Annotated in this window: 27 protein-coding genes; 18 read left to right on the forward strand and 9 right to left on the reverse strand. The window is 44.5% G+C overall.

Annotated features, from left to right (window positions below):
- Positions 1–33: 33 nt before the first annotated feature.
- The 9 genes from J7E35_RS12505 to J7E35_RS12545 all read left to right on the forward strand — a co-directional run bounded on the left by J7E35_RS12505 (position 34) and on the right by J7E35_RS12545 (position 6,755).
- Complete coding sequence (locus J7E35_RS12505) at positions 34–1,176, forward strand: trans-sulfuration enzyme family protein (protein WP_214780200.1); 1,143 nt, start codon at positions 34–36, stop codon at positions 1,174–1,176.
- A 138-nt stretch (positions 1,177–1,314) separates the two neighbouring features.
- A complete protein-coding gene (locus J7E35_RS12510; RefSeq protein ID WP_214780202.1) occupies positions 1,315–1,881 on the forward strand; it encodes a YflT domain-containing protein in 567 nt (188 codons plus the stop codon).
- Positions 1,882–2,204: 323 nt separating this feature from the next.
- Positions 2,205–2,813 carry a SafA/ExsA family spore coat assembly protein gene (gene safA / locus J7E35_RS12515; protein ID WP_214780204.1) on the forward strand — a complete coding sequence of 203 codons (609 nt, stop codon included), beginning with the start codon at positions 2,205–2,207 and terminating at the stop codon, positions 2,811–2,813.
- A 181-nt stretch (positions 2,814–2,994) separates the two neighbouring features.
- Positions 2,995–3,339, forward strand: coding sequence for a lmo0954 family membrane protein (locus tag J7E35_RS12520; RefSeq protein ID WP_214735722.1), 345 nt, complete (start codon positions 2,995–2,997; stop codon positions 3,337–3,339).
- A 30-nt stretch (positions 3,340–3,369) separates the two neighbouring features.
- Complete coding sequence (locus tag J7E35_RS12525; RefSeq protein WP_214780206.1) at positions 3,370–4,014, forward strand: PspA/IM30 family protein; 645 nt, start codon at positions 3,370–3,372, stop codon at positions 4,012–4,014.
- A gap of 137 nt (positions 4,015–4,151) precedes the next feature.
- On the forward strand, positions 4,152–4,886 hold the full coding sequence (liaF, locus tag J7E35_RS12530) for a cell wall-active antibiotics response protein LiaF (protein ID WP_214780208.1): 735 nt from the start codon (positions 4,152–4,154) through the stop codon (positions 4,884–4,886).
- Positions 4,883–5,929 carry a sensor histidine kinase gene (locus J7E35_RS12535; protein WP_214780210.1) on the forward strand — a complete coding sequence of 349 codons (1,047 nt, stop codon included), beginning with the start codon at positions 4,883–4,885 and terminating at the stop codon, positions 5,927–5,929. The genes liaF and J7E35_RS12535 overlap by 4 nt, the downstream gene beginning before the upstream one ends.
- Positions 5,922–6,554, forward strand: a complete 633-nt coding sequence (locus J7E35_RS12540; protein ID WP_214735718.1) for a response regulator transcription factor — start codon at positions 5,922–5,924, stop codon at positions 6,552–6,554. The genes J7E35_RS12535 and J7E35_RS12540 overlap by 8 nt, the downstream gene beginning before the upstream one ends.
- A gap of 18 nt (positions 6,555–6,572) precedes the next feature.
- Positions 6,573–6,755, forward strand: a complete 183-nt coding sequence (locus J7E35_RS12545) for a hypothetical protein (protein WP_214780211.1) — start codon at positions 6,573–6,575, stop codon at positions 6,753–6,755.
- Positions 6,756–6,963: 208 nt separating this feature from the next.
- Here the strand turns inward: J7E35_RS12545 and J7E35_RS12550 are convergent, their stop codons facing one another.
- Positions 6,964–7,158, reverse strand: a complete 195-nt coding sequence (locus J7E35_RS12550) for a hypothetical protein (RefSeq protein ID WP_192469657.1) — start codon at positions 7,156–7,158, stop codon at positions 6,964–6,966.
- A 572-nt stretch (positions 7,159–7,730) separates the two neighbouring features.
- Here J7E35_RS12550 and J7E35_RS23500 point away from each other — a divergent pair.
- The 4 genes from J7E35_RS23500 (at position 7,731) to J7E35_RS12565 (ending at position 12,214) form a co-directional block, all read left to right on the forward strand.
- A complete protein-coding gene (locus J7E35_RS23500; RefSeq protein WP_285289108.1) occupies positions 7,731–7,886 on the forward strand; it encodes an RAxF-45 family protein in 156 nt (51 codons plus the stop codon).
- Positions 7,887–8,048: 162 nt separating this feature from the next.
- Entirely contained in the window at positions 8,049–9,938 is a 1,890-nt protein-coding gene (abc-f, locus tag J7E35_RS12555) for a ribosomal protection-like ABC-F family protein (protein WP_214780213.1), read from the forward strand.
- 442 nt (positions 9,939–10,380) lie between these two features.
- Positions 10,381–11,712 (forward strand): polysaccharide biosynthesis protein, encoded by a 1,332-nt coding sequence (locus tag J7E35_RS12560; RefSeq protein WP_214735715.1) that lies wholly within the window; start codon positions 10,381–10,383, stop codon positions 11,710–11,712.
- A gap of 115 nt (positions 11,713–11,827) precedes the next feature.
- Complete coding sequence (locus J7E35_RS12565; protein WP_251009548.1) at positions 11,828–12,214, forward strand: DUF1284 domain-containing protein; 387 nt, start codon at positions 11,828–11,830, stop codon at positions 12,212–12,214.
- 14 nt (positions 12,215–12,228) lie between these two features.
- On the opposite strand, the gene J7E35_RS12570 is transcribed toward J7E35_RS12565, so the two are convergent.
- The gene (locus J7E35_RS12570) at positions 12,229–12,888 is read right to left on the reverse strand and encodes a TrkA C-terminal domain-containing protein (RefSeq protein WP_214735713.1); all 660 of its coding nucleotides are present in this window, start codon (positions 12,886–12,888) and stop codon (positions 12,229–12,231) included.
- An 89-nt stretch (positions 12,889–12,977) separates the two neighbouring features.
- Complete coding sequence (locus tag J7E35_RS12575; protein ID WP_214735712.1) at positions 12,978–13,241, reverse strand: hypothetical protein; 264 nt, start codon at positions 13,239–13,241, stop codon at positions 12,978–12,980.
- A 167-nt stretch (positions 13,242–13,408) separates the two neighbouring features.
- Between J7E35_RS12575 and J7E35_RS12580 the strand changes: the two genes are divergently transcribed.
- Complete coding sequence (locus tag J7E35_RS12580) at positions 13,409–14,365, forward strand: magnesium transporter CorA family protein (protein ID WP_251040964.1); 957 nt, start codon at positions 13,409–13,411, stop codon at positions 14,363–14,365.
- Between the two features lie 78 nt (positions 14,366–14,443).
- Here the strand turns inward: J7E35_RS12580 and J7E35_RS12585 are convergent, their stop codons facing one another.
- The 3 genes from J7E35_RS12585 to J7E35_RS12595 form a co-directional block, all read right to left on the reverse strand.
- On the reverse strand, positions 14,444–14,776 hold the full coding sequence (locus J7E35_RS12585; protein WP_192469650.1) for a DUF3243 domain-containing protein: 333 nt from the start codon (positions 14,774–14,776) through the stop codon (positions 14,444–14,446).
- Between the two features lie 921 nt (positions 14,777–15,697).
- Positions 15,698–16,066, reverse strand: coding sequence for a large-conductance mechanosensitive channel protein MscL (gene mscL, locus J7E35_RS12590; protein ID WP_214735709.1), 369 nt, complete (start codon positions 16,064–16,066; stop codon positions 15,698–15,700).
- A 98-nt stretch (positions 16,067–16,164) separates the two neighbouring features.
- Positions 16,165–17,664: a response regulator transcription factor gene (locus J7E35_RS12595; protein ID WP_214780220.1), complete on the reverse strand. Its 1,500-nt coding sequence runs from the start codon at positions 17,662–17,664 to the stop codon at positions 16,165–16,167.
- Positions 17,665–17,835: 171 nt separating this feature from the next.
- Here J7E35_RS12595 and J7E35_RS12600 point away from each other — a divergent pair, with 171 nt between their 5' ends.
- The 3 genes from J7E35_RS12600 to J7E35_RS12610 are packed head-to-tail and all read left to right on the forward strand — an operon-like array spanning position 17,836 to position 20,102.
- On the forward strand, positions 17,836–18,444 hold the full coding sequence (locus J7E35_RS12600) for a DUF6230 family protein (protein ID WP_214780222.1): 609 nt from the start codon (positions 17,836–17,838) through the stop codon (positions 18,442–18,444).
- Between the two features lie 14 nt (positions 18,445–18,458).
- Positions 18,459–18,851, forward strand: a complete 393-nt coding sequence (locus tag J7E35_RS12605) for a DUF6114 domain-containing protein (RefSeq protein ID WP_214780223.1) — start codon at positions 18,459–18,461, stop codon at positions 18,849–18,851.
- Between the two features lie 12 nt (positions 18,852–18,863).
- The gene (locus J7E35_RS12610; RefSeq protein WP_214780224.1) at positions 18,864–20,102 is read left to right on the forward strand and encodes a hypothetical protein; all 1,239 of its coding nucleotides are present in this window, start codon (positions 18,864–18,866) and stop codon (positions 20,100–20,102) included.
- 40 nt (positions 20,103–20,142) lie between these two features.
- On the opposite strand, the gene J7E35_RS12615 is transcribed toward J7E35_RS12610, so the two are convergent.
- Positions 20,143–20,415, reverse strand: coding sequence for an acylphosphatase (locus J7E35_RS12615; protein WP_192469644.1), 273 nt, complete (start codon positions 20,413–20,415; stop codon positions 20,143–20,145).
- A gap of 504 nt (positions 20,416–20,919) precedes the next feature.
- Complete coding sequence (locus tag J7E35_RS12620; protein WP_214780225.1) at positions 20,920–22,152, reverse strand: aminopeptidase; 1,233 nt, start codon at positions 22,150–22,152, stop codon at positions 20,920–20,922.
- A gap of 211 nt (positions 22,153–22,363) precedes the next feature.
- On the opposite strand from J7E35_RS12620, the gene J7E35_RS12625 reads away from it, so the two are divergent.
- Complete coding sequence (locus J7E35_RS12625; protein ID WP_214780226.1) at positions 22,364–22,759, forward strand: hypothetical protein; 396 nt, start codon at positions 22,364–22,366, stop codon at positions 22,757–22,759.
- Positions 22,760–22,981: 222 nt separating this feature from the next.
- Here J7E35_RS12625 and J7E35_RS12630 read toward each other — a convergent pair whose 3' ends face one another.
- On the reverse strand, positions 22,982–24,250 hold the full coding sequence (locus J7E35_RS12630; RefSeq protein ID WP_214780227.1) for an MDR family MFS transporter: 1,269 nt from the start codon (positions 24,248–24,250) through the stop codon (positions 22,982–22,984).
- Between the last annotated feature and the right edge of the window lie 119 nt (positions 24,251–24,369).

Genomic DNA, 24,369 nt, shown 5'->3' on the forward strand with positions numbered 1-24,369 from the left:
TCCATACTACAAATTCTAAAAGCAGGTGACCAAATGGCGAAAAAATTTGAAACGGAAGTCCTTCATTCCATACATAAGAAGCAAACAGAAATTAAGAGCAAGGCGACACCGATTTATCAGACATCAGCATTTACTTTTAATGACCTTGATGAGCTGGAGGGCTTTTATCAGGGAGAGGGAAATTATTTATACTCAAGAGTTGGAAATCCGAATACGGATGAACTTGGTCAATCCATAGCGGCACTTGAACTTGCGGAAGACGGGGCAGCAGCTTCCTCTGGTTTAGCTGCGATTTTAGCTGGTGTCCTGGCAGTGGTGAAGAATGGCGATCATATTGTTGCGGCTGATGATGTTTACGGCGGCAGTTTTCATATGCTGAAAGCTGAATTGGAGCGCTTTGGAATCGAAACAACGTTTGTCTCGTTTGCAGACCTAGAAAATGTAGAGCAGGCCATCAAATCCAATACGAAACTTCTTTACACAGAGTCCATCACGAATCCGCTCCTCCGTGTTGAAAAATTGGAGGACGTAATTGCGCTGGCTAAGAAAAGAAATCTTACTGTATTAGTTGATAATACGTTCGCTACACCGCTTCATGTCCGCCCGTTATTGCTAGGAGCCGATCTTGTCGTCCACAGTGCCACGAAATACATCGGAGGCCACAGTGATGTTACCTCTGGTGTTATCGTTGGCAAGAAGGTATTGATAGCAGAAGCGCGCGCAAGAATCGTGAATCTTGGTGCGAACCTCAGCCCGTTTGAAGCGTGGCTGACTTGCAGAGGGTTGAAGACCCTTGCTTTAAGAATGAAAGCTCAATCGGAAAATGCCAGGTTGCTGGCTGACAGTCTGAAGGAACATCAGAATGTTTCAAAGGTATATTATCCATTTTCAGAAGGTGAAAAAGGTTTTGGTGCCATCGTAACAATTGAACTGGCAGAACACGTGGATACAGACAGGTTTTTCAAATCGCTTGGTTGGATAAAGATTGTGCCTACACTTGCGGGAGTAGAAACGACTGTCTCCCATCCGCTGAAAACCTCCCATCGCGCGCTGCCTCCAAAGGCTCAGGCAGAGCTTGGCATTACGTATCGACTAGTCAGGATTTCAGTGGGAATCGAGAATAGCCAGGATATTATCGAGCAATTTGAAGCAGCACTGACTGAGGCTGGAAGTTAAAAAATTTCGGGTTGCTTCGAATTTAACTAAAAAGTCTCTCGGTTTATCATATCAGCAGTTAATCGTTCGACATAAGGTTTACGCCTCCTGTGTGTGGGTATTTTTATAGGGACTACTCGTCTAAAGGAGGCTTTTAATATGTTTGAACATGAAAAACATCTTGTTGGAGTATATGATAACGAGCAAGACGCAATTCAGGCTGTTGAGGACCTGAAAAGACAGGGATACTCAACCGATGACATTTCTGTAATCAGTAAAAACGAAGATGAGGTTCACGATGTAAACGAAGCTACCGGTACAAAGACTGAGGAAGGTCTTGCTGCAGGAGCGGCAACAGGCGGCGTATTAGGCGGCCTTACTGGATTATTGGCAGGCATCGGCGCACTTGCGATCCCTGGAATCGGTCCAATCGTAGCTGCGGGCCCAATCGCTGCGACACTTACTGGCGCTGCAGTAGGCGCAGGTGCAGGCGGTTTGGCTGGAGCACTGATCGGAATGGGTATTCCGGAAGATGAGGCAGAACGCTACGAAGGCTATGTAAAAGAAGGCAAGATTCTCGTTGTTGTCGAGCGCGACGAAAACAGAGTTGGCCTGAATAATCGTACTACAGCGATTGATGGCACTAGGACTGGAAACCCAGTTGATGCACCGCTGACTTCGGACAACCCTGCCAACACTCGTTTTGATAACACACGCGACTTTTAATAACCATGCCATATAAAAAGGCTGCCAGATCATTCTGGCAGCCTTTTGGCATCCTACGACTTACTCTTTCTCTCCGTATCCAACAAATCGATCCGACTGGCGTCATCGTAATTGAAAGCGGATGTGATGAAGAACATCAACATGCCGCCGATTATACCGAGACAAATGACAAAACCAATGGTCATCACCCAAAGATAGCCCATAATTCGCATTCCTCCCTTGATTAATCTATATGCAACGTGTTTGTGATGTTTTCTTATGAAAAAATAATAAAGTATAATTTCTTGGATTATTCTCATCCTATCAGGTGAGGAGGATGGAAAATGTTCAAGAAAATAATATTAGCTCTGCTTTTAATGGTAATGGCCATCCCGACTGTTTCGTTTGCCCAGCAAGTCCACACAGTACGGCCCGGGGACACTCTATGGAAAATTTCAGTCAGGTACCAGGTTGGACTTTCCGAAATCATCGCCGCCAACCCGCAGTTTAAAAATCCAAATTTGATTTATCCTGGCCAGAGGGTGAATATCCCTACAATAAGAGCAACAAAAAGTATCGAAAGCCAGGTAATCCAGCTTACAAACCAGGAGCGCGCCAAGAATGGCCTGAAGCCACTTGCTGCTGACTGGCAGCTCTCCAGGGTCGCCAGATATAAATCAGCAGATATGAGAGACAAAAATTATTTCTCCCATACCAGTCCCACATACGGCAGTCCCTTCACGATGATGAAGAGCTTCGGAATCAATTACCGAAGTGCTGCCGAAAACATTGCAGCCGGCCAAAGAACACCAAATGAAGTGGTCCAATCATGGATGAACAGTCCTGGGCACCGGAAGAACATCCTTAGCCCTGCGTACACCCATATTGGTGTCGGGCATGTAACCGGCGGCAACTATGGTCACTATTGGACGCAAATGTTTATTGCAAAATAAATAGTACGAATGGAAATAACCCAGTTAATGGAGACTGGGTTATTTTTTTGGTTGCCCCAGAATTGAATGGTCCGGTATCAAGCTAAGCCTCAGGTCCTAGTGCAAAATCAAGCTCAGGCACGTTATTGAATTTTTGCCAGAAAGGTAAGATGTAATCATAAGAGATAAGGAGGAATTGAACATGAAAAAATTTGGTTTACTGGTTGCCGGTTCCATTGCAGCCATGGTGCTGATTTCAAACCTTGGCCCGCTCGTCGGACTTGGGGTCAGCCTGCTGGTGCTCTACTTCGTCGTCAAACAATTTTTAAAGACAGATTCAACTGCCGCAAAGATCGGCTGGGGAGTCGCCGGCTTCGTCATCTTGATGGCGACAGCTTCTAACGTCCCGGCTATCCTGGGAATCGCAGCTGCTTATGTCCTGTACCTTGTATACAAGAACTGGGATAAAAAAGAAGATGTGATTCGCGAAGATAACGATCCTTTCGTCAACTTTGAAAAGCAGTGGGCACAATTGAATAACAAATAAAATCATCAATATCAAAAGGAGAGATAGTAAATGGCAAATCTATTAACAAGAATCAAAAACACGGTAATGGCAGATCTTCACGAGGCACTTGACCAGAAGGAAAAGAAAAATCCGATTGCGTTGTTGAATCAGTATCTTCGCGAATGTGAAGCGGAAACTGAAAAGGTCAGAAAGCTGCTTGAGCGCCAGGGACAGTTGAAGGAACAGTTTGCCCGTGAACATCAGCAAGCACTTGAAATGGCCGAAAAACGGAAGTATCAATCAGAGGTGGCGATGAGAGCCGGTGAAACGGACCTCCAGGAGTTTGCACAGCAGGAGCAGGTGCAGTATGAAGAGCGCGGAGCCAGGCTGAAGGAAGCAAAGGAAAATGCGGTCAAGCAGCAGCTCGAGCTTGAGCGGAAGTATGAAGAAATGAAGCATAAGTTAAAAGACATGCACATCCGCAGGCTTGAACTGATGGGCCGGGAAAATGTAACACGCGCCCACCATAGAATGGACCAGGTGCTCGATAACAATCAATATTCTGACCAAGCTTATTCAAGGTTCGCAGACATGGAAAACTACCTTGACCAACTCGAGGAGAAAGTGAACAACAGCTATAATCGCAATACAATTGACAGCAGGATTGCCCAGCTCGAAAAAGAGTTCAAAAATAAAGAAACACATACTATTTGATAGGCAAAACATGGTATTCTATAGAGGCGCAGGCAGCTGCGCCTTTTCGGATATTACCTCGAAAAGACTTCATAATAAAAATCCTCTATCATATATTCCATTTTTAAAATAAATCTAGGGGAAGGGAGGAAAACAGCATGTTGAACAACATGAAAAATGATTATGTCAGCTGGATTGTGATTACTGGACTTATATTGCTTTTGCTAGAAGTGTCATTTTTTAACGAAGGACTGATTTTCTCCCTTCTGGCAAGCGGAGCGATGGTCTACTTCGGACGCTCCTTGATGCCGAAGAAATCTGGGAAACTGCTATTCTGGGCAGGTTTGTTCTTTTTGCTGAGCAGTGTTTTCAGCATGATGACGTTCAGGTTTTTTCTATTAGCGGTACTGATCTATCTTGCCTATCAATTTGCACAGTCGAAAAAGAAGCCGGAAGTGATCACGCCAGTTTTACAGGAGCCTGAAAAAGAAAACAGGAAGGAAATGCTGGTCGAAAAGCCTCCTCTTTTTAAAAATCGTTTGTTTGGACATCAGGAAACGCCTTCCCATGTGTATGAGTGGAACGATGTCAATATCCAGACAGGGATTGGCGACAGTGTCATCGACCTGAGCCTGACAGTGCTGCCGAAGGGAGAAACAGTGGTTTTCATCCGTAATGTCATTGGCAATGTAAAAGTGTATGTGCCATATGATTTGGAAGTCACTCTCAGGCATTCGTCAGTCATTGGCTCTGCTGAAGTGTTTGAGCATGAGGAAGGAAGGGTGCTGAACCAGAGCCTGTATGTGCAGACTCCTGGCTATGACGACGCTGAGCAGAAAGTGAAAATTTTCACCTCGATGCTTGTCGGTAATATCGAGGTGAAACGCATATGACGACAGCGATGCGCCAAATCTTATGGGGATTGACTCTAGGAATTATTTTATTCATCGCCGTGACTTTGTCTTTTGTGCTTGTTTTCCCTGTAGCAAAGCTTTCTGATTTATGGAACCGTGAGCTGATGGATATTCCTTTCATCATTTTTACCTTCAGCATTAGTGTTGTGTTGGGTGTCGCGTTTGGTATGGCGTCTGGGACATACTGGCGAAAACAATTTGGGACGGTTGATAACTGGCTTTTTCAGCTGGAGGAAGGACAGGAGCCCGAAATTGAGTCGAATCAGACATACGCAGAAATTTCCTCGATTTCAAAAAGAGTAGGGAAGCTTCATAAGCAAATCTCTGAAAAAGCGATGCTGTCACAGCGGCTGGCGACTGAAAAAGCAGAGGAACAAGAGTCGCGGATCCAGGAGATCATTTCACAGGAACGTAACAGGCTGGCGCGTGAACTGCATGACTCTGTCAGCCAGCAGCTTTTTGCGGCATCGATGCTGATGTCTGCGATCAATGAAACAAAGGGCCCTTCCGAAGACCGGGAAACAAAACAGCTGAAGATGGTCGAGGAAATGATCCATCAATCGCAGCTCGAAATGAGGGCGCTGCTTCTGCACCTGCGTCCCGTTGCCTTGAAGGGCAAATGCCTGCAAGAAGGAATCGAAGAATTATTGATCGAATTAAGGCAGAAAGTCACTATGGATATCAAGTGGAAGGTCGAGCCATTCCCGTTGGATAAGGGAGTCGAAGACCATTTATTCCGCATTCTCCAGGAGTCTGTTTCGAATACGCTTCGCCATGCAAAGGCGGAAGAGCTCGAAGTATTGTTGATCAAGCGCGATGATAAAGTGATCATGCGTATTGTCGATGATGGTATTGGTTTTAACGTAGAAGAAGCAAAAGCAGGATCATATGGCCTCCAGAATATGCACGAACGTGCGGGGGAAATCGGCGGGACATTGAAGATAGTCAGTGTCGAGAACAAAGGGACCAGGCTTGAAGTCAAGGTTCCAATTTTAGTGGTGGCGGGTGAGAAGAATGATTAAAGTTGTGTTTGTAGATGACCATGAAATGGTGCGGATTGGCGTTTCGTCGTATTTATCGGCCCAGCCGGATATTGAGGTAATCGGCGAGGCGGATAACGGGAAGAAGGGTGTCGAGATGGCGCTCGAGCTGCGGCCGGATATCATCCTCATGGATCTGGTCATGAAGGAAATGGATGGTATCGAGGCGACAAAGCAGATTATCGAGCAATGGCCTGAAGCGAAAATCATCATCGTGACAAGCTTCCTTGATGATGAAAAAGTATACCCCGCGCTCGAAGCCGGGGCAACGAGTTATATGCTGAAAACCTCGAAAGCCAGTGAAATCGCTAATGCGGTAAGAGTTACATACTCAGGCCAGCCAGTGCTCGAGCCAGAAGTGACGGGAAAGATGATGATGAAAATGCGCCAGAAGAACAACGTCGAGCTGCATGAAGAGCTGACAGAGCGGGAAATGGAAGTCTTGAAGCTGATTGCCGAGGGAAAGACCAACCAGGAAATTGCCGATGAACTGTTTATCGCTTTGAAAACGGTGAAGACACATGTCAGCAATATCTTAAGCAAGCTCCAGGTCCAGGACAGAACCCAGGCAGTCATTTATGCATTCAGGCATTCTATCGTAAAATAACAAAGGGAGGTGCACTGTATGGAGCCGTTTTTTGGTTTGTTTGGCCTGTTTGGGATATTGCTTTCAATCGGTCTGCCTATCGTTTTAATAGTCCTTTTTGTCATGCTGGTCACCAGCACAAAAAGACAGGAAGCATTGTTGACGGAGATCCTCACGGAGTTGAGAAGGAAGGATTCAACTCAGGATCATTTTGATCAATAAAACAAAAAGGCTCTTTTCTCAAACTTTGTTGCTAGGATGGAATGACCTATTTTTCTTCGCAAAGTTGACTCTTTTGAGAGAAAAGAGCGTGCAAACTTAATACCGACCTGCAAAATGGCCTTATATTACGTTGAAATCGGCTTTAGGATTTTAACAAAAATCTTTCCGAAAACAGCCAACAAAAAAGAGGCCAATGGCCCCCGCTAATCTAATTCGCTTTTTTGTCGATTACATCTAATTTCATAAGCATTTCGCTTAGCGCTATGGATATGACTTCCCGTTCCTCAAACTCATTTGGATAACGGGAAGCGCTATTTATATAGTCATGCTTTTCAGCTAACTTTTCCTTTATCTTTTTACACATCCAGAGCTGGTAATCAGAAAGTTCCAGTTGTCTCAGCATTTGTCACCCACTCCTTCATTAGTTATCCCTTACCCGTGAGCCAAGCTAGCTTAAACGCTTTATACAAAACATTATTGTTCTGGGAAAAATTGAAAAAAGTCAGTGTGAGAGACCAGACATGGAATTAATCAAACCTGTGATTAACAGAGATAAGTTATTAAATGAGGCAGTAACGCTCAGGAACAGTGGCTGGCGCTGGTTGGTTTTAACGGGGAGAAATTGTGGCTGAAATAGGATATGGCAATTGGATTGTGATCAGCAGAAACAAGGGGATTTGCGAAAGAAGTCTGCCATTTACATATGTGGCCCGTTGTTCCTTTCCTCGCCAAAACCGGGAACATATCCTTTGTTTATATGCCCGGTTTTACTGGTCCTTCATGAGACCGGGAACATATCCTTTGTTTATATGCCCGGTTTTACTGGTCCTTCATGAGACTGGGAACATATCCGTTGTTAATGTGCCCGGTTTTACTGGTTCATCATGAGACCGGGAACAAATCAGGAAAAACTTGCTAAAATAATAATGGAATTGTAAAATAAAACTAACTATTATTGAACGGAGGTGAGGAGAGATGATCAAGACTGTTTTTGTACGCGGATTTTGGAATGAATTCCTTTATTTTTGTCGTGCAAAATTTGCTGTTGCAGCTGCCAATGGGATACGTATGTCCTTTTTTAACAGCTCAATATCAAATACAAACGGTAGGATCATCTCTTTTCCCGCTTAGGAATATGTTTCGGTGAATGTGGAGGGCAGGCTAAGTCTCTCTTTGCATTCAAGGAATCCAGAAGCCAGGAGCAGAGCCATCTGCCCCTGGCTTTTTTGTGCTTTTAAAACAAACCGGGCGGCGTCAGCTGAAAAGGGGGATCGTTAATAGGAGGAAAAAATGATGATAGCATGCAGTATTAACCATATAAGCAAAATGTACGGAGGCAATCTGATTTTTGAAGATTTGTCTTTTGAAATAAGCGAGAAGGACAGGGTCGGGCTGGTCGGACCCAACGGTTGCGGAAAGACAACGCTGATGAAGCTGATCGCGGGCATGGAAGAAGCGGATCAAGGAAAGATACATTGGAAAAAAGGTTTGAACATCGGCTACCTGGCCCAGATTCCTGTTTATGAGGAGAGGATAACCGCCAGGGGAGTTCTGGAAACAGCCTTTGACGAGTTACTTGAAGTTCAGGCGGAGATGAAGCAGCTTGAAACCAAGATGGCAGAAGCCGGCGAGGATTCGCATAAGCTTGAAAGGCTGCTGGCAAAATACGGAGTTCTCCAGGAGAAGTTTACTCTCGGAGGCGGTTATGAAATGGAAGCAAATATTGACCGTATTGCCAACGGCTTGAAGATTGAGGGCATGCTTGGTTCGAATTTTAACAGCCTTAGCGGCGGTGAGAAAACGAAGGTCGGTCTAGGGCTGAGTTTGCTGAGGAATCCAGATTTATTGCTTCTCGATGAGCCGACAAACCACCTTGATATCATGGCGGCTGAGTGGCTGGCTGAGTTTCTGAAAGAATATGATGGTACCGTTGTGATTATCTCGCATGACCGTTATTTCCTTGATGAAACAGCGACAAAAATCCTCGACCTTGAAGATGGAGAAATTGACCTCTATCATGCCAATTACTCCGGGTTCATCAAGGAAAAAGAAGCGAAATTACTGCGGGAATTCCAGGCATTTGAAGAGCAACAGCGAAAAATCAAGAAAATGAAAGAGGCAATCAAGCGATTGCGTGACTGGGCGAATAGATCGAACCCGCCAAGTGCGGCTCTCCATAAAAGGGCGACGAACATGGAGAGAGCGCTCGCCAGGATGGAGAAGCTGGACCGGCCGATTTTAAACAGGAAGAAAATGAATTTCGAACTGGATACAGGTGCGCGAAGCGGGAAGGACGTACTCGTTTTTAAAGATGTGCATAAATCATTTGGAGATAGACAACTTTTCTCGAAGGTTAATCTTCACCTTCACTATCAGGACCGTGCGGCGATTGTCGGCGAAAATGGTTCGGGTAAAACAACGCTGCTGAAGTTCGTCCAGGGTGAACTTGCACCTGACCAAGGAGAAGTCCGAAACGGAAGCAATGTCAAAATCGGTTACCTATCACAGCATATGGAGCTTTCCAGCCAGGACGGCACCGTGCTAGATGCGTTCCGGAATGAGGTAGTCATGAATGAGGGAGAGGCCCGGAATGTGCTCGCCGGTTTCCTGTTCTATGGTCCGGATGTCTTTAAGAAAGTTTCCCAGCTGAGCGGCGGCGAACGAATGAGGCTTCGTCTCGCGCAGTTGATGCACCAGGATCTCAATTTCCTGATTCTAGATGAGCCAACCAATCATCTGGATATCGATTCACGAGAAGTACTGGAAGAAGCGCTGGCAGGGTTCGAGGGTACGCTCCTGGCCGTCTCCCATGATCGCTATTTCTTGAATAAGCTATTTGATAGGGTTTACTGGCTGGAGGGCGGAGAGCTGACGGAAATAGAAGGCAATTATGACCGGGCGAGAGTGAAAATGGCGGAGAAGAGGAAGCTGTGGGAGGCTGCAGCTCCTGCACATGCGGAATCTGTAAAGCATTCAATCAGGCAAGAAACAGTCAAGGAAGCTGTTATAGATGAAGAAGCTCTGTTTGAGGAAATCGAGAGTCATGAAAAATCAATTGACGAGCTTGAACAGCAAATGGCCATAATGACCGATCTCGCAAAGCTCCAGGAGCTTCATGCTGAAAAAGAAGTTTTAGAGTCAAAAAGAAACCAGCTGTATTCAAAGCTTGAGGAAATATCATGATAGTTGAAGAACTGCTTATATAAGCAGTTCTTCCTTTATTTTACTGGAAAAAACATGCTGTAATTTCCAATTCGCTATAAAAAGGAGAAAGTCGCTATAAAAAGTGAAAAGTCGCTATAAAAAACAAAAAGCCGCTATAAAAAATGAAAACTCGCTATAAAAATAAGAATTCCACTATATTTAAAAGGAACTCGTTATTAAAATAAGAAATTAGCTATAAAGAATAAGAATACCGCTATAAAAAAATGAAACTCTGTATAAATAATAAGAATATCGCTATAAAAATAAAACTTTCCGCTATTGAAATGTAATCCTTGTTATGAAAACTCGCCAAACAGTGGAAGATGACTCACGCATACACCTCAAAATTTACCCTTTCATATTGTCCGGACTTGTCTCATATGTTTATAGGAGTAAATGAGACAGGATTGGGAGAGAAGCTATGAATACTTTTTTAAAAGGGATGTCTATCCTTGTGGTTGCTACTTTTCTTGGAGAAGTGGTGGAGTTCCTCGTCAATATGATTCTCGCAAGGGAGCTTGGGGAAAGCGGGATGGGGCATTACATGACGATATTGCCGACGATTTTCCTGATCATGATGCTCGCGAGCTTTGAGCTGCCGGTGTCGATTTCAAAAATGATCGCGGAGAGGGATGAGTCTTACCACCGGAGCATGATCAAGCATGCCATCAGGCTGGCGGTAGTATTCACTGCGGTTTTGCTGATTGCGGCTGCTTTTGTGCTTCCAATCATTCCTGTGTTCAAGGATTATCACCCACTGCTTAAATGGGTCGTCCTGTCACTGATACCGGTTATGACAATCTCCGCTATCGCCAGGGGATTTTTCATGGGAAAACAGGATATGGGAAAAATCGCAATTTCCCATTTTATCAGAAGAGCTGTTCAGCTTCTGCTGCTCTCAGCGGTTTTTCAGTTTTTTGAGTTTGGGAGCGAAACAGCTCTCCTTGTTGCCTTTTGCACACTGGCGGGAAGCGAACTCGTTGTCTTCCTTTATCTATTACATTACTTTGTTATGTCTTACCAAAGGATTAAAAGTGTTCCGGGTAAGCATGTAAGCGGGCGAGAGGTGAGAAAGAGTCTTGTCGAGGTTTCCGTGCCGACGACCGGCTTGAGAATTTTTCATTCGCTGACACATGCTGTTCAGCCGTTTTTGATAAAGTTTGCGATCGTCAGCGCAGGGTTATCATCCGAAATGGCAACGGAACAATTCGGGATGATGGCGGGAATCGCAATGACGATTGGATTTTTCCCGGCGTTTATAGCCCATTCGTTCCTGATCATCCTGATTCCGACTGTATCGAAGGCTTATGCGGAAAAAGAGTTCTTCAAGCTGCAAAAACTGCTTCAGCAAGTAATGCTGCTGACATTGCTTTATGGATTGCCAGCTGTAACGGCTTTTTACTTTCTGGCAGAGCCTCTGACCAATACTTTTTTTCATTCTAAGCAGGCAGCAGTATTTTTACAGCTGCTTGCGCCATACTTCCTGTTCCACTACTTTACTATACCGATGCAGGCTTATCTGATCGGACTTGGATTGGTGAAGGACGCCTTTATTCACTCTGTTTATGCTACGATTGTTACCTTTTCCCTTATTTACCTCTTGGGCTCGAGACCCGAATGGAGGATGGAAGGGGTCATCGTCGGAATGAATACGGGGAGTATGGTCATCTTACTGCTGCACTACCTGACGATTTGCAAAAAAATCGGCATTACCTGGCTGGCTAAGAGCCCGATTAAAGATTCGAGATTTTAACAGGAAAACAAAGAACTTTCGCAGAATTAATTATACAGCTTAATTTTTCAGGAGTGATGAAGTGGAAAAAGTATTGCGCGGGCACCATCTCCTCTGTGTGCATGGTTTCCGGGGGATGGGCTACAGCCCTGAATTTGTGAAAAAGATGGAGAGTATCGTAAAAGATATACGCGACCCTGAGCAGGATTTTTACATAAAGGTGGTCGCTGCGTTTGATGACGCATGCATGTCTTGTCCGCATAGGGGGCTTGAGATTTGTGAGGCGAGTGAGGGTTCGAATGAACATGTGCTGACGATGGATGGGAATGTCATTCGTCATCTGGGGCTGGTACCGGGAGAACATTATCTAAAATCTGAGCTTGTCCAGTGGACGGCGGAAAAGGTTGAACCAGATGACCTTGATATGCTTTGCAAAAACTGTTCATGGCTGCAATACGGAGTGTGCAAAGAAGGAATTGCCAAGCTCAGAGAAAACAATAAATGCCTGACTCGCGGTGGATGAACCAAACCATCGGGTCAGGCATCTTCAAATATTTCTTCTATCCGGGGGTTGTTGCCATATAAAATAAGTTTATCGCCAGGCTCCAGTTTGGTATCATATGCTTTGTTGCGGATATTGATTGCGCCTCTCTTGATGAATAGGAGCATGACATCATCCTCTTTGTCCACAATTTCATCGAACGTCCTATCCGCATATCGGGAGTCTTCTTTTAGAGCAATTTCCCTGACCTCATCATCATCGTCCATCAAAAGGACATCACTGATTGGCAAATCTGCTAACTCGTAATTCTCTTTTAATTCACTTTTCATCTTTTGGCCGATCTTCTTTTGTACTGTCGGCGCCTTTAAAATAAATAACAATGCTAAAAGTCCGACAGCAACATAGGCTATTTCCATGGTATAAAAGCTATCAGATAAAAGCTTACTTATAGCAGAGATGATGACTGCCAGCGAGAATGCCCCAAACAAAATCAGGAAAGCCCCCAGTTTTCTTCTGACAGGATGATCAATGATCAATTCGGATTCACCGGTCGTGAATCCAGTGCCCGTTAGCATCGAAATGACCTGGAACCGGGCGATTTTCCGGTCAAGGCCGGTTGCCACAAATATGGATGTGTTAATCTCAATCACTGTAAAAACAATGAACAGATAGATGAAAATGAATAGGATACCCATAACCTCCATCCCCCTCGCCCTATATAGTATTGATCGACGAGGTGTGAATTAAACAAAAATAGACCGGGGAAGGCTTTCCCCGGACATTTTTATCGCTGTTCTTGTAAGTTCTCGTTGTAATAGTTCACTCCGTACATAGAACCTTCACTGACCATTTTGTTGTCTTCGACATCATTTGGGTCTGGGTTGCCGGCTTTTTGTACTGGCAGCACATCTGTCTTGGATGGCATGACTTTTTCTTTTACCTGGGTGGCCATCTCGGTAAGTTTTGCTTTATTTTCAGGCTTCATTGCCATCCATAATGCTGCGGCTCCTACACCTAACATGACTGCATTTTTTGCTTTTGCTTGCATATTTATCCCTCCTATTAATGATTAATTTATGCTTTTGTCTATACTCTTTTTTACCCTCTCTATAAAATTCAGAAACATTTTTAAAATGGTAGGTTTGCCAAGTATTAGAATCGAATCGTTTCAAGCTGGCTGATAAAGGGAAGAGTAGTAGTTAGTTGAAAAACATAATGAAAGGTCTGAGACCATTGAAACATATATTTAATGAAAAAAGATGGAAATGGTATGATTTCCAACAGAAAGATGAGGAGAAGATAAAGGAGCTTATCTCACAAAGTCCCGCTAGACGAGAATGGTTGGAAAATATAAAAGACCGCAAAGCAAATCTCCTTGACCTGAATACCGAGACTAAGGGAGATGAGTACATTTGGGGCTCTCTTATTTATCAGCAGGATATCGAGGAGAAAGGAGAGAAAAACATTTTTCATTTTTACATCTGCGAAGACTTCTTTATAACGGTGGATTTTGACTTTTCCATACTTGATGTTAGTGATATTGGTGTTCACAAACAGATGGAACAGGCCGAAAATGCAGTTGAAGGCTTTTTCATTCTCCTGGGTAAAATTTTAGCGAGCTATTTGAAAAAGATCGATGCCTATGAAGAACGGCTTCATGAATTATTATGGGAAATGAAGGAACAGAACAACCTTGAAATCCTCGAGAGAATCTATGAAAATCGCCATGAGCTCCTGATATGGAAAAATCTAGTTATTCCGATTGTTGAGTTAAAATTCATCGCAGAAGAGGCATATGGAAAAGGCGTCCACGAACAGGCAGAATTCAACCGCGTTGAAACCCGTGTAGAGCGCATCAGGATGTTACTGACAGAATACCAGGAGGCAATCGATACAATGATCAGATTAGAAGAAGTCGTCTCGACCCATCGCGGAAATGAAATCTTTAAGACCCTGACTGTCATAACAATCCTGTTTACGCCAGTAACAGCTTGGGGAGCGGTATGGGGAATGAACTTCAAGTTCATGCCGGAGCTTGAATGGAAATTCGGCTATGTATTTGCCGGTGTGTTAATATTCGCTACAACAGCAGGCCTATACTATTATTTGAAGAAAAAAGGCTGGATTGGAGATATCCTGAAAGTGAAAAAGAAGAACAGATTCTTTGGATGACGTTCGATAAACTGCTTCCTAGTGTTTAGAAAAATAAAAGCATGGACAGAAAAATCGCCCGGAGAGCGGGCGATTCTTTTATTCAGCCAATTTTACAAGCATATGTGCAAGAGCATGCTGTTGTTCTTTTGTGCCAACCTTCCAAAGCTCCTGCAGCAGCTGCTCCTCTTTGTTTCGCGGTGTGACATTATCAGCAAGGTAATCGGCAACCTTTTCCGCCGTTTTCGCAAGCTGCTCCTCATCAAGCCCCGCTGTTTTGCCAAGCTTGATCCGTTTGCTTAAATAAGTCCTGAACTCATTGAAATCCCCAAGGATCTCATCCGCCTGCTGCGTATCCATCCGTTCCAGGGTCTCATCCACCTTGCTAGTATCGACTTCGCCATCTTTATGGATCATATGGTCTTTTTCCATGTAAAAAACCTCCTTGTGAAAGATATATATTAAATACCCTGATGGCCGAATCTAGTAAACCTGGAGGAGCACATTCAGAACTAGATAAAAAAGGGAAAATACTAGAGATAAATTTTTCCTGGCGCGAATATCTGGTGAGGGGTGATACTTTGGGGCTCTTTTCGCTTATGATAAAGAGAGCTGTTCTAGTTTCAATAAATTTTATAAAGGAATAAAACTAGGTCCTTCGTTGTTACCGAAATCACCGCTCCGTTCCGGTTTCGGGCAAATGCTGGTGAAGTAATTTTCACTAATCTTAATAGACATCAAAAAGAAAAAATTCCAGGTGCCGAATTTTTTTTGTTTTGTAATTCAATTTTTGTTGAAAAGAACTTTAATCAAAAAAGGTGCGGGCCGCTGGGCCTGCACCTTTTTTGAGTCCGACATACGGACGATGGGAGGAGTAATTCTGCTGTTGCTATTCAATTTGCGATCTGGGGTAAATCGATTTTAAATGTATCGATTTAAGACCAGCGTGCCTTGAGACAGCAGCGCAAATCTTCCTCCGCTTGCATAGCCAATGACGTATTCCGAAGTCGCCGTAAAGTCTTCCACTTTAACCAGTCCCTTCATAACTAGTATTGGCGTTGCTCGTATCCTGCGGACTTACTTAGAGGAGTGCTCTGCTCAAGCTATTCAAACAATGTGGTCAATCGATGTTAAGTCCATCGATTCAAAACCAGCGTTCCTTGAGATAGCAACGCAAATCTTCCTCCGTGTGCTAAGCCAATGACATTTTCTGAAGTCGCCGTAAAGTTTTGCACTTTAACCAGTCCCTTCTAGGTTTTGTATTGGCCTTGCACTATACATATACCCGCGTGAAATCACAGAAAACTTAATAAACTCAATTAAAAGTTGGCATTAAATCCAATAATAGGAAGATTAGATTTGTTTTTGTTCCTTAAGAAGATCGCGGATTTCTTTTAAAAGCTCTTCTTTTACATCAGGAACAGGAGCTGCAGGCTTGGCCGCTTCTTTTTTTCGATAGTGGTTGATGATTCTCACAAAGATGAAAATGGCGAAGGCGGTGATGAAAAAGTTGACGACGGCCTGAAGAAACGAACCATATGCTATTACTTTGTATTTAAGATCAGAAAAGTCAGCGCCAAAAGTAGCCAGTCCTACAATCGGCATGATAATGTCATCGACAAGCGATGAAACGATTTTTCCAAATGCGGCCCCGATAATGACTCCGACAGCGAGATCCAGCACATTGCCTTTAAAGGCGAATTTCTTGAATTCATTCCACATCCTAATGTTCCCCCTAAGGTTTATATCTCTTATATTCTGCGAGATTGTGAGGCAAAAAGCAATAGGGCCTGCTCCCATCAGGGGAGCAGGCCCGAGTTTTACTGAATCAACCTCATTTTCAACGCTTTGACGGCTGCATCGGTCCGGTTTTTCGCATCGAGTTTTTGGATGATGGCTGAAATATAGTCACGTACAGTGTAGGAACTGAGGTGGAGTGCGTCAGCAGCTTCATTGATGGAAGCACCTTCGGCAATCAGCTTGAGCACCTCTCGTTCACGGATAGTCAGGACGGCACGCTGGACGCCGAAAAGCTGGACGGCATCCTCATAGTACTGGTTCAACAATTCACCGCCATATTGTCCGAATTTGATAAGAGCGGTCAGGGTCTGGTTGTTGACGGTAAATGATTTGTGTTCTCCGCGGTCAAGCAGTGCAAGACCAATCAGTTTATTTTCAGCAGGAACATAGATTGGCAGGACAACCAATGATTTCAGGCAATAATCATGGACGTATTTTACAGGCAAAATTTCAGCTGCATCTTCGATAAAAATTGGTTTGGAATGGCTGAAATGCTTCAAGTATTTCGTAAGCAGCGGAAATTCGGCAATACTCTCCTTGATGTGCTGCACAGAGCCTGTATTGACGTTATGGGCATGAACGCCGACTCCGCTGTGCTCCCCGGGGGAATAGATGAACAGGGCGCAGCGTGAAAATGGCAGGTAATCAACCAAGCCCTGGGTAATCATTTTAACAGCTTCCGAAGCGCTTTGGGAACGGATCAGCCGCTGCTGGAACAGAAGGGTAGCATCCTTCCACTCAAGTTCACTTTCCAGGTGATTCAGCTTCATTTGTTTCAGATACATTTTTCGAAAAGTTTCCTTTTGCGCCTCTGTCACAGTCTCCGCTTTATCTTTCACGCAGATTAACAGTGTTTCCGTCAGGCATGGTATCGTGATAATTTGAGGATGTTCCTCTCCTGGTGACAACAATCTGGAAAGCGCCATTGACAGGTCTGATGCATGCTCAGCTTGAAGCCCCTCGCATATGGTGACCAGCTGTTCATTTACCAAAAGGTCATCGGCGCAAACGATTTTGTTTACTTTGCATTGGGATTTTTCATTGCGGATGACCGCAAGCCAGTTACTAGGAACTGCACGCAGGCTCAACATCATCTTCAGCCATTTATCATCCTGGTATTCCAGCTGCTGCGTCCGCAGGACCTTGTCGAGGATTCTCGTGAAAAAGACCTGTACCGCCTGGTGCTCGAGGAATCCAGCATTCCTTTTCTTTAAGACTTTATGAAATAAGTTCTCAACTGCGCTGATCAGAAAGATGGCGTCAAAATCATCGACGAATTCAGGGTGGCGTTTTTGCCACCTTAGGACTAATAACTGGATGAAATCATTTGAAGATTCAAAAGTGGTCCGTGAAAGGTTGTTGAAGCCATAGACAATCATGCTCTCAAATTCAGATACAAGATTATTTTGCCAGGCTTTCATGTCCTTCTTTAAATGTAGCCATTCTTTAAGAAACGGTTTCTCGCATTCTTTTAAAAGAAATAAACCTCTAATGGCCAAATCCTCAATCTTATGTTCCATCAGGCAACCTCACTCTCAAATTCTGGTAAAATAACATTCGTTTAAAAATTCAGAATTATGTCTGTCGCTTCTTTATACCCCGACACTTAACGGGGTTAACAAGTTGTTAACGATTTTTTTCGGAGTTGTAGGCTTGATTTTTCGGGGATATGTTATTAACAAGAATTAATTTTGAATTTTAAAAATATTTTAATGGAGGTGGCTTCCTTGAACGGAGCTGTCGTAATGGAAAGCAAGACGAATAAGAAGGTTTTTTGGGGTGCGCTGGCAGCTGGACTTCTTGCGCTTGGAATCTTACTGGTGTCGTTCGGTGTATCAGGTGTAGCATATGCAGTCCCGATTGCGGGTGTAGGAGATTTTTATGTTGAGTTCGATAAGCTTGAAGGTGAAGGCTACAAGTTCTACCCAAAACTTGGTGAAACGAGCAGTTCAGACGCCGCGCCACAAGGTACCAATATCATTAAAACCCTGACTATCGACAATCTGCAATTATACAAGGATTTTCAGGTTGGCGGAGACTGGATCCGCGTTAAAATCCAGGCATCGAAACCTGTACAGATTTCAGGACTTCAGCATGATGCTGGCTTGATTGAAGCAAATGCCAAGTTCCAAAACCTTGTGCTAGAAGAAAATAACAGCACGGACTGGACAAAGCAATTCCAGCAAACATCGAGCACCATTATCCTGGAAAATGCCAAATTGAAGACTCATTACTTATTCCAGGAAACGATCAATATGGCTGGCATGAAATTGACGGTGAAAAAAATCGATAAGAAATAATCGAGGTGACAGGCATGGTTTTTAAAAAATGGAGGCACACGAGGCCTTTTTTTGGAGCAATTTTGACCGTGTTAAGCGGACTGATGATTTTATGGGTACCATTGAATCTTTATCTAAGCACCTTTCTTCCAGGATCGGTAGCCGTCATCGGCTTGTTGTTTGGCGGCCTGATCACACTGATGGGACTGATGTCCTTCTTTTTGCCGAGTGCCTCTAAAGCGCTGGGCATCATCGTCATCTTTTTATCCATAATATCGGTCATCGGCGCTCTGGGCGGCTTCCTTTTTGGAACGATATTCGGTATCATCGGCGGGGCCTTGCTGACAGCATGGCGGATGGTGCCTGCGGAAGAGTCGGCAGGAGCACCTGTCGCGAATGCCGCTGCGCAGCCAGCCAAAACGGGATAAAGGGGAGAAGAAATGAAGAATCGTATATTTTTAGTAGTGATGTGCCTTCAGCTAGCTGCATTGTCATTCTTCCCTTTTATTGAAAAAACGAATGCAGCAGGCACTGATGCAGAGGGATTTATAATCCAGGCTGATCGAGTTGTTGGCGAAAATATGAAAGCGATGATTATCGCCGGCGAGACCTCCGGCTCAAGTGCCAGGCCAATGCTGCGGATCACCTACGACTCAGCAAAGATTTACGGCATGAGGCTGACAAAACAGTTCAAGACTTCGGGAGGGACGGTTAGCCTCACAATGAAAGCAAGCGGCCCTGTTCATATTAAAGGGATGCAGGTCGATGCCAGCGCCATTTCATTCCAGGGAGCATGCGTGCACGCGGCAAAAATCATTCCGAATGCGGCTCTTGAAGGCGTGACGATGGTCGCCCATTCCATGAATGCAGCCAACAGCAGCCTCGACCAGTTAAAACTCCAAACAGTAAATGGTGATGGCGGAGTACAAAAGCCAGGCAAATTGGAAATTTTACAGGAGCTTGGGGCAATGCCTTTTGGACAGATGAAGAAGGAAATCGAGAAAATCACCAGCGGCCAGCTTCCGCTAACTTGCGAAGGTGCTACTGAGGATGAAGTGGAGGAAATAATAGGGGGGGTTACCGAGCCAATCGATGACTTGCTTGATGAAGTAACGGACCCGCTCGATGAAACAATCGGCAAAGTGACGGATCCGCTTGCTGACACAATTGGCAAAGTGACCGATCCCCTCAAGGATACAATCGGAAAGGTGACAGACCCGCTAAAAGGGGTGAGCGATCCACTGAAAGACACAGTTGATAAGGTAGTAACTCCTGTTGAAGAGACAGTCGGCAAAGTGACCGAACCTGTAAATGAGATCGCCAAGGATACGACGGACACGGCAAAAAAAGTGACAGAGCCTGTGGCTGAGCCGGTGAAGGAGACCGTGGATGAAACAGCCAAAACAGCGTGCGAAAAGCTGGAGGCGGCAAATGGCGAGATCACAAAAGAGCTGGCCTTGGAATTGATCGATAAGGCGCTGGCCGAAAACAAAATGCTAGATGAATTATGCCCGACAGACGCAACGTTGACAGATCAGCTTGAAAAATGGTCAGAAGGGCTTCTTGATTCTCTCGGACTTCTGTCACTTCTCGGATTGAAGCCAAGCGAGGAAGAACAGCTGAAGAAGATGAGGGAGGCTATTTTAAAAGAGCCTGATGGTTCTATAATTGATTTCTAACTTTTACACAGCAAAGGCAGAGGATGGCTCCTCTGCCTTTTTAATATTTTATTGCGAATGACTTATAGGTTTCGGTTTTCTCTGTTTCGTTCACTTCAATATGGTCAACAGTGGAGAAAGGATTGCCCCTCCGTACTTCATCGATGAACTTTTCAAGGTCAGGTCTGGAACCAGAAGCAAGGATTTCAACGCCGCCCTCCTGCAGGTTCTTCACCCAGCCAGTAATGCCAAACTGGATCGCCTTCATTTGAGTATAATACCGATACCCCACACCCTGAACCTCACCCGTCACAATAATTTGTAATTGGATCAAGACGTCGCCCCCAGATAACAAATAGGTTAACAATATATCTAATGTTATATGTAATGATTGCTTGGTAACTTCATTATAGCACAGTGATATCTGGTGCATAAGGGAAAAGGAAGTTTATATTTTGGTTAATGTAGTTTCGAAACGAACTAGCAGGCAGCAGAAACTGGGCAAGTAAGGAGAAGGGGTGGATATGGTGGCAGAGTTAATTCTGGACTAAGACAGGATTGGTTGCAAAAGCAGAAAAGCTGTCAAGAAAACGAAGGAATTAAGACAGGTTTGAGTGCGAAAGCAGAAAAGCTGTCAAGAAAACGAAGGAATTAAGACAGGTTTGAGGAGGTTAGAGTAAAAGTTGTCAGAAGTAAAGCCAAGTTCGGGCGGGTTGGAGAGGAAGAGAGCAAGAGCTGTCAGGAGCAGGTCTCACTTCTGTAATTGAGATTTCCCGAACACGTAAAAAACAGCCGAACAGAGTGAAATGTCCGGCTGTTTGCTTATACATTTCCAATCTTACAAAGCCCAGTCTCCATTGCGGAACACTGGCTCAGCAGATCCATCTGCTGTGATGCCGTCGATGTCCATTTTATCGGAACCGATCATGAAGTCTACGTGCGTGATGCTTTCGTTCAGGCCGTTTTCAGCCAGTTCTTCTGAAGACATCGTCTTGCCGCCTTCTACGCAGAATGCGTAAGCACTTCCGATTGCGAAGTGGTTTGACGCGTTTTCATCAAACAATGTGTTGAAGAATAATACATTTGATTGAGAAATCGGCGAGTTGAATGGTACAAGGGCAACCTCACCAAGATAGTGTGAACCTTCATCAGTCGCCACGAGCTGCTTCAGGATTTCTTCGCCTTCTTCTGCTTCAACGCCGACGATTTTTCCATTTTCAAAAGTGAGCTTAAAGTTGTCGATGATGTTTCCCCCGTAGCTAAGCGGCTTAGTGCTTGAAACATACCCGTTCACGCCAGTTTTTAACGGAACTGAGAAGACTTCTTCAGTTGGCATGTTGGCCATGAACTCGTTGCCTTGCTCGTTCACGCTGCCAGCGCCAACCCAGATATGCTTTTCTGGAAGCTCGACTGTCAGGTCTGTACCTGGTGCTTTATAGTGAAGCTTCTTGTAACGCTTGCTGTTCAGGTAATCAACCTTTTTATGAAGAGAAGCATCATGATCTTTCCATGCAGCAACCGGATCTTGTGTATCCACACGGACTGCTTTGAAAATTGCATCCCAAAGCTTCTGCACAGCTGTTTCCGCAGTTTCCTCAGGGAACACCATTTTTGCCCATCCTTCAGAAGGAGCGGCAATGACTGTCCAGCTTACTTTATCGGACTGTATGTATTTACGGTATTTTGAAAGTGCGGTACCAGCGGCTTTTTGGAAGTTGGCGATGCGCTCAGACTTCACACCTTTCAATAAGTCAGGACTAGAAGAAACGATTGACATGAAAGCAGCGCCGTTCTCTGCAAGGTCTTCTACTTCGCGTGCGCGCCATTCAGGATATTCCGCAAACGCCTCATCTGGTGCAAGGTCGTACTTCGTCCTGTTCACAACATCATCATTCCAGTTTACTACAACATTTTTAGCGCCGGCTTCGTACGCTTTTTTCACAACAAGACGGACAAACTCTGCAGAGTCAATCGTTGTATTGATGACAAGCGTTTGGTCCTTCTGGATGTTAACGCCAACCTTGACAGCAAGGTCAGCATATTTTTCTAAATTGGTTTGAAAGTCACTCATTTATTTCGCTCCTTTTCTGAATCTTCTTTTACATTGTAACGATTTTATAGGAAAAAAGAAACTTAAGTCATTCGACTTAACTAGACATTATAGCGCCGTAAATGGACGCTCTTTACCTGTCTAAAATTGCTAGCCTATCAAACTAGCATCAAGGCAGCAGCGTAGGGTAAAATAGAGCGGTATAAAAAGGGGTATAGGAGGTTACTAAGAGATGAAATTTGATGTAGTTTTATTGCGGTTATCAGCGATCTATGCTTTCATTGGTGCATTCCTCGGTTCGCATATGGCTGGTGCCGGCAGTTATGCCATCCGCCCGGTCCATGCACATATACTGGTTGTTGGCTGGCTTAGTCTGTTTGCTTTCTCAAGTTACTACCGTTCTTATGTCGTGCCCAGAACTTCAAAAATAGCATTATTTCATGTCTGGACAGCAATCATTGGGAGCTTCGGCTTGACTCTGGGCATGTGGCTTTATAACGTGAAACCATTCCCGCTGCCAGAAACTTTCACCATGGTGTTTTATATCGTCGGCGGATCCACTTTGCTTCTCAGCTTCCTGCTATTTGTGTTCATGACCTTTAAATATAGCGAGGCAAAGGTGAAATAATAAATAAAAATCCATGCAGCATCCGCTTCTGCATGGATTTTTTATGTGTTTGGAATTTTTAATAGACTTCATCATCCTATGTTTGTACTTTCTAATTGATATATTGGCTAAAATCCAAATATATCGACCACTTTTTGCGATATATCAGCTAAAATCTAAATATATCGACCAACTTACTAATTCATTCATACTAAAATCCGTATTTCAATTTAATAATTTCGCTCAAACACCGGCAGCCTTCTTACTGTCATACATCCGGAACATCACCCAGAACAGTACCGCGCTCAAAAAGGCGAGAATGCTGAGGATGGTGAACGTCCAGCCGTAACCGATCCAGACAGTGAGCGGGATGCTGATCGGTGCAATCGTCCTGCCTATCGTATATCGCAATGAAGCGGCGGCAAAATACTGGCCGCGCATTTGTTCAGGTGCCAGGTTGGAAATGAAGGTTTGCTGCAGCCCGGCTGTCATCAGCTCAGCCAACGTGAACACAGCCATTGCTGCAATTAAGCCCCAAATCCAATTTGTCGCACCGAACATCAAAATCGCCACAGCATAAATGAGCGAGGACAATACAAACACGTTTCGTTCGCGGAAACGGGTCACCCATCTTGTTACAACGACAGTAAAGAGGGCTACCAGCAAGCCATTTTCAGAAAGAATCACTCCGAAAGCCTGCTCGCCATTGACGGTGAATACCTTGCTGCCAAGTTCAAGCACGGTTTGATTATGCACTGTATCCTTTGTGTAAACAGGGAATAGCAAATCAAGCTGCATGAATGTTTGCGCCGCTAAAATCCCTGCGATAATGAACATGAGAAAAACCTTATCCTGGATAATGACCTTGTAATCAGCGATCTGCTCTTTAAGGAAGTCATACCATTTCCCATTTTCCGCACGTGCCTGCCTTGCTGAAGCAGGTACTGTTTCACGCGTCCATTTTGCGAGGACTAGCGCAAGCAGGATGGAGATGATTGCGACCGCTATCATTAATTCAAACCGGTACTTGACATAAAAAATGGCTCCGAGAATCGGGCCGACAACAACAGCAATATTGATCTGCGTATAAAAAATCGCGAATACACTGCTGCGGTCTTTTTCAGGGACCACGTCCGCAACCATCGCCTGGCTGGCCGGCCAGTAAATAGAGCCGAACATCCCGACGAGCGTAAAGCAGATGAACCCGAGCAGCGGCGAGGTGAACCATGGTGAAACCGCATAGGCAAAAACAAGAAAGGCAATTCCCTGGCCAAAAGCTGAAATCACCATCATCCGTTTGCGCCCGAACCGGTCGGCGGTATACCCGCCCATCAAATTGGCGAATACCGAAAAGACCTGGGATAAGACGAGCAGGAAGCCCGCGTTGCCCTTCCCGAAACTTTCCGCAAAATAAATCGTTAAAAACGGGAAAAACATCCAAAATGTTATATTCATTAAAGCCTCGCCAAACAAGCGAATCTTCAAGTTTCGATCCCAATCCCTAATCCTCATGATGTTACTCCTTTTATCTAAAAGCTGTTTTCGCATTGAGTGTTGCTTTACGTACATATACTAAAATCTCGCTAAAAAAGGTGTCGGGGCTCTTTCCGAGGAGACCTCTGAATCAAGAT

The sequence above is a fragment of the Bacillus sp. ISL-45 genome (assembly GCF_018613195.1).
In the GTDB taxonomy this organism is placed as follows: Bacteria; Bacillota; Bacilli; order Bacillales; family Cytobacillaceae; genus Mesobacillus.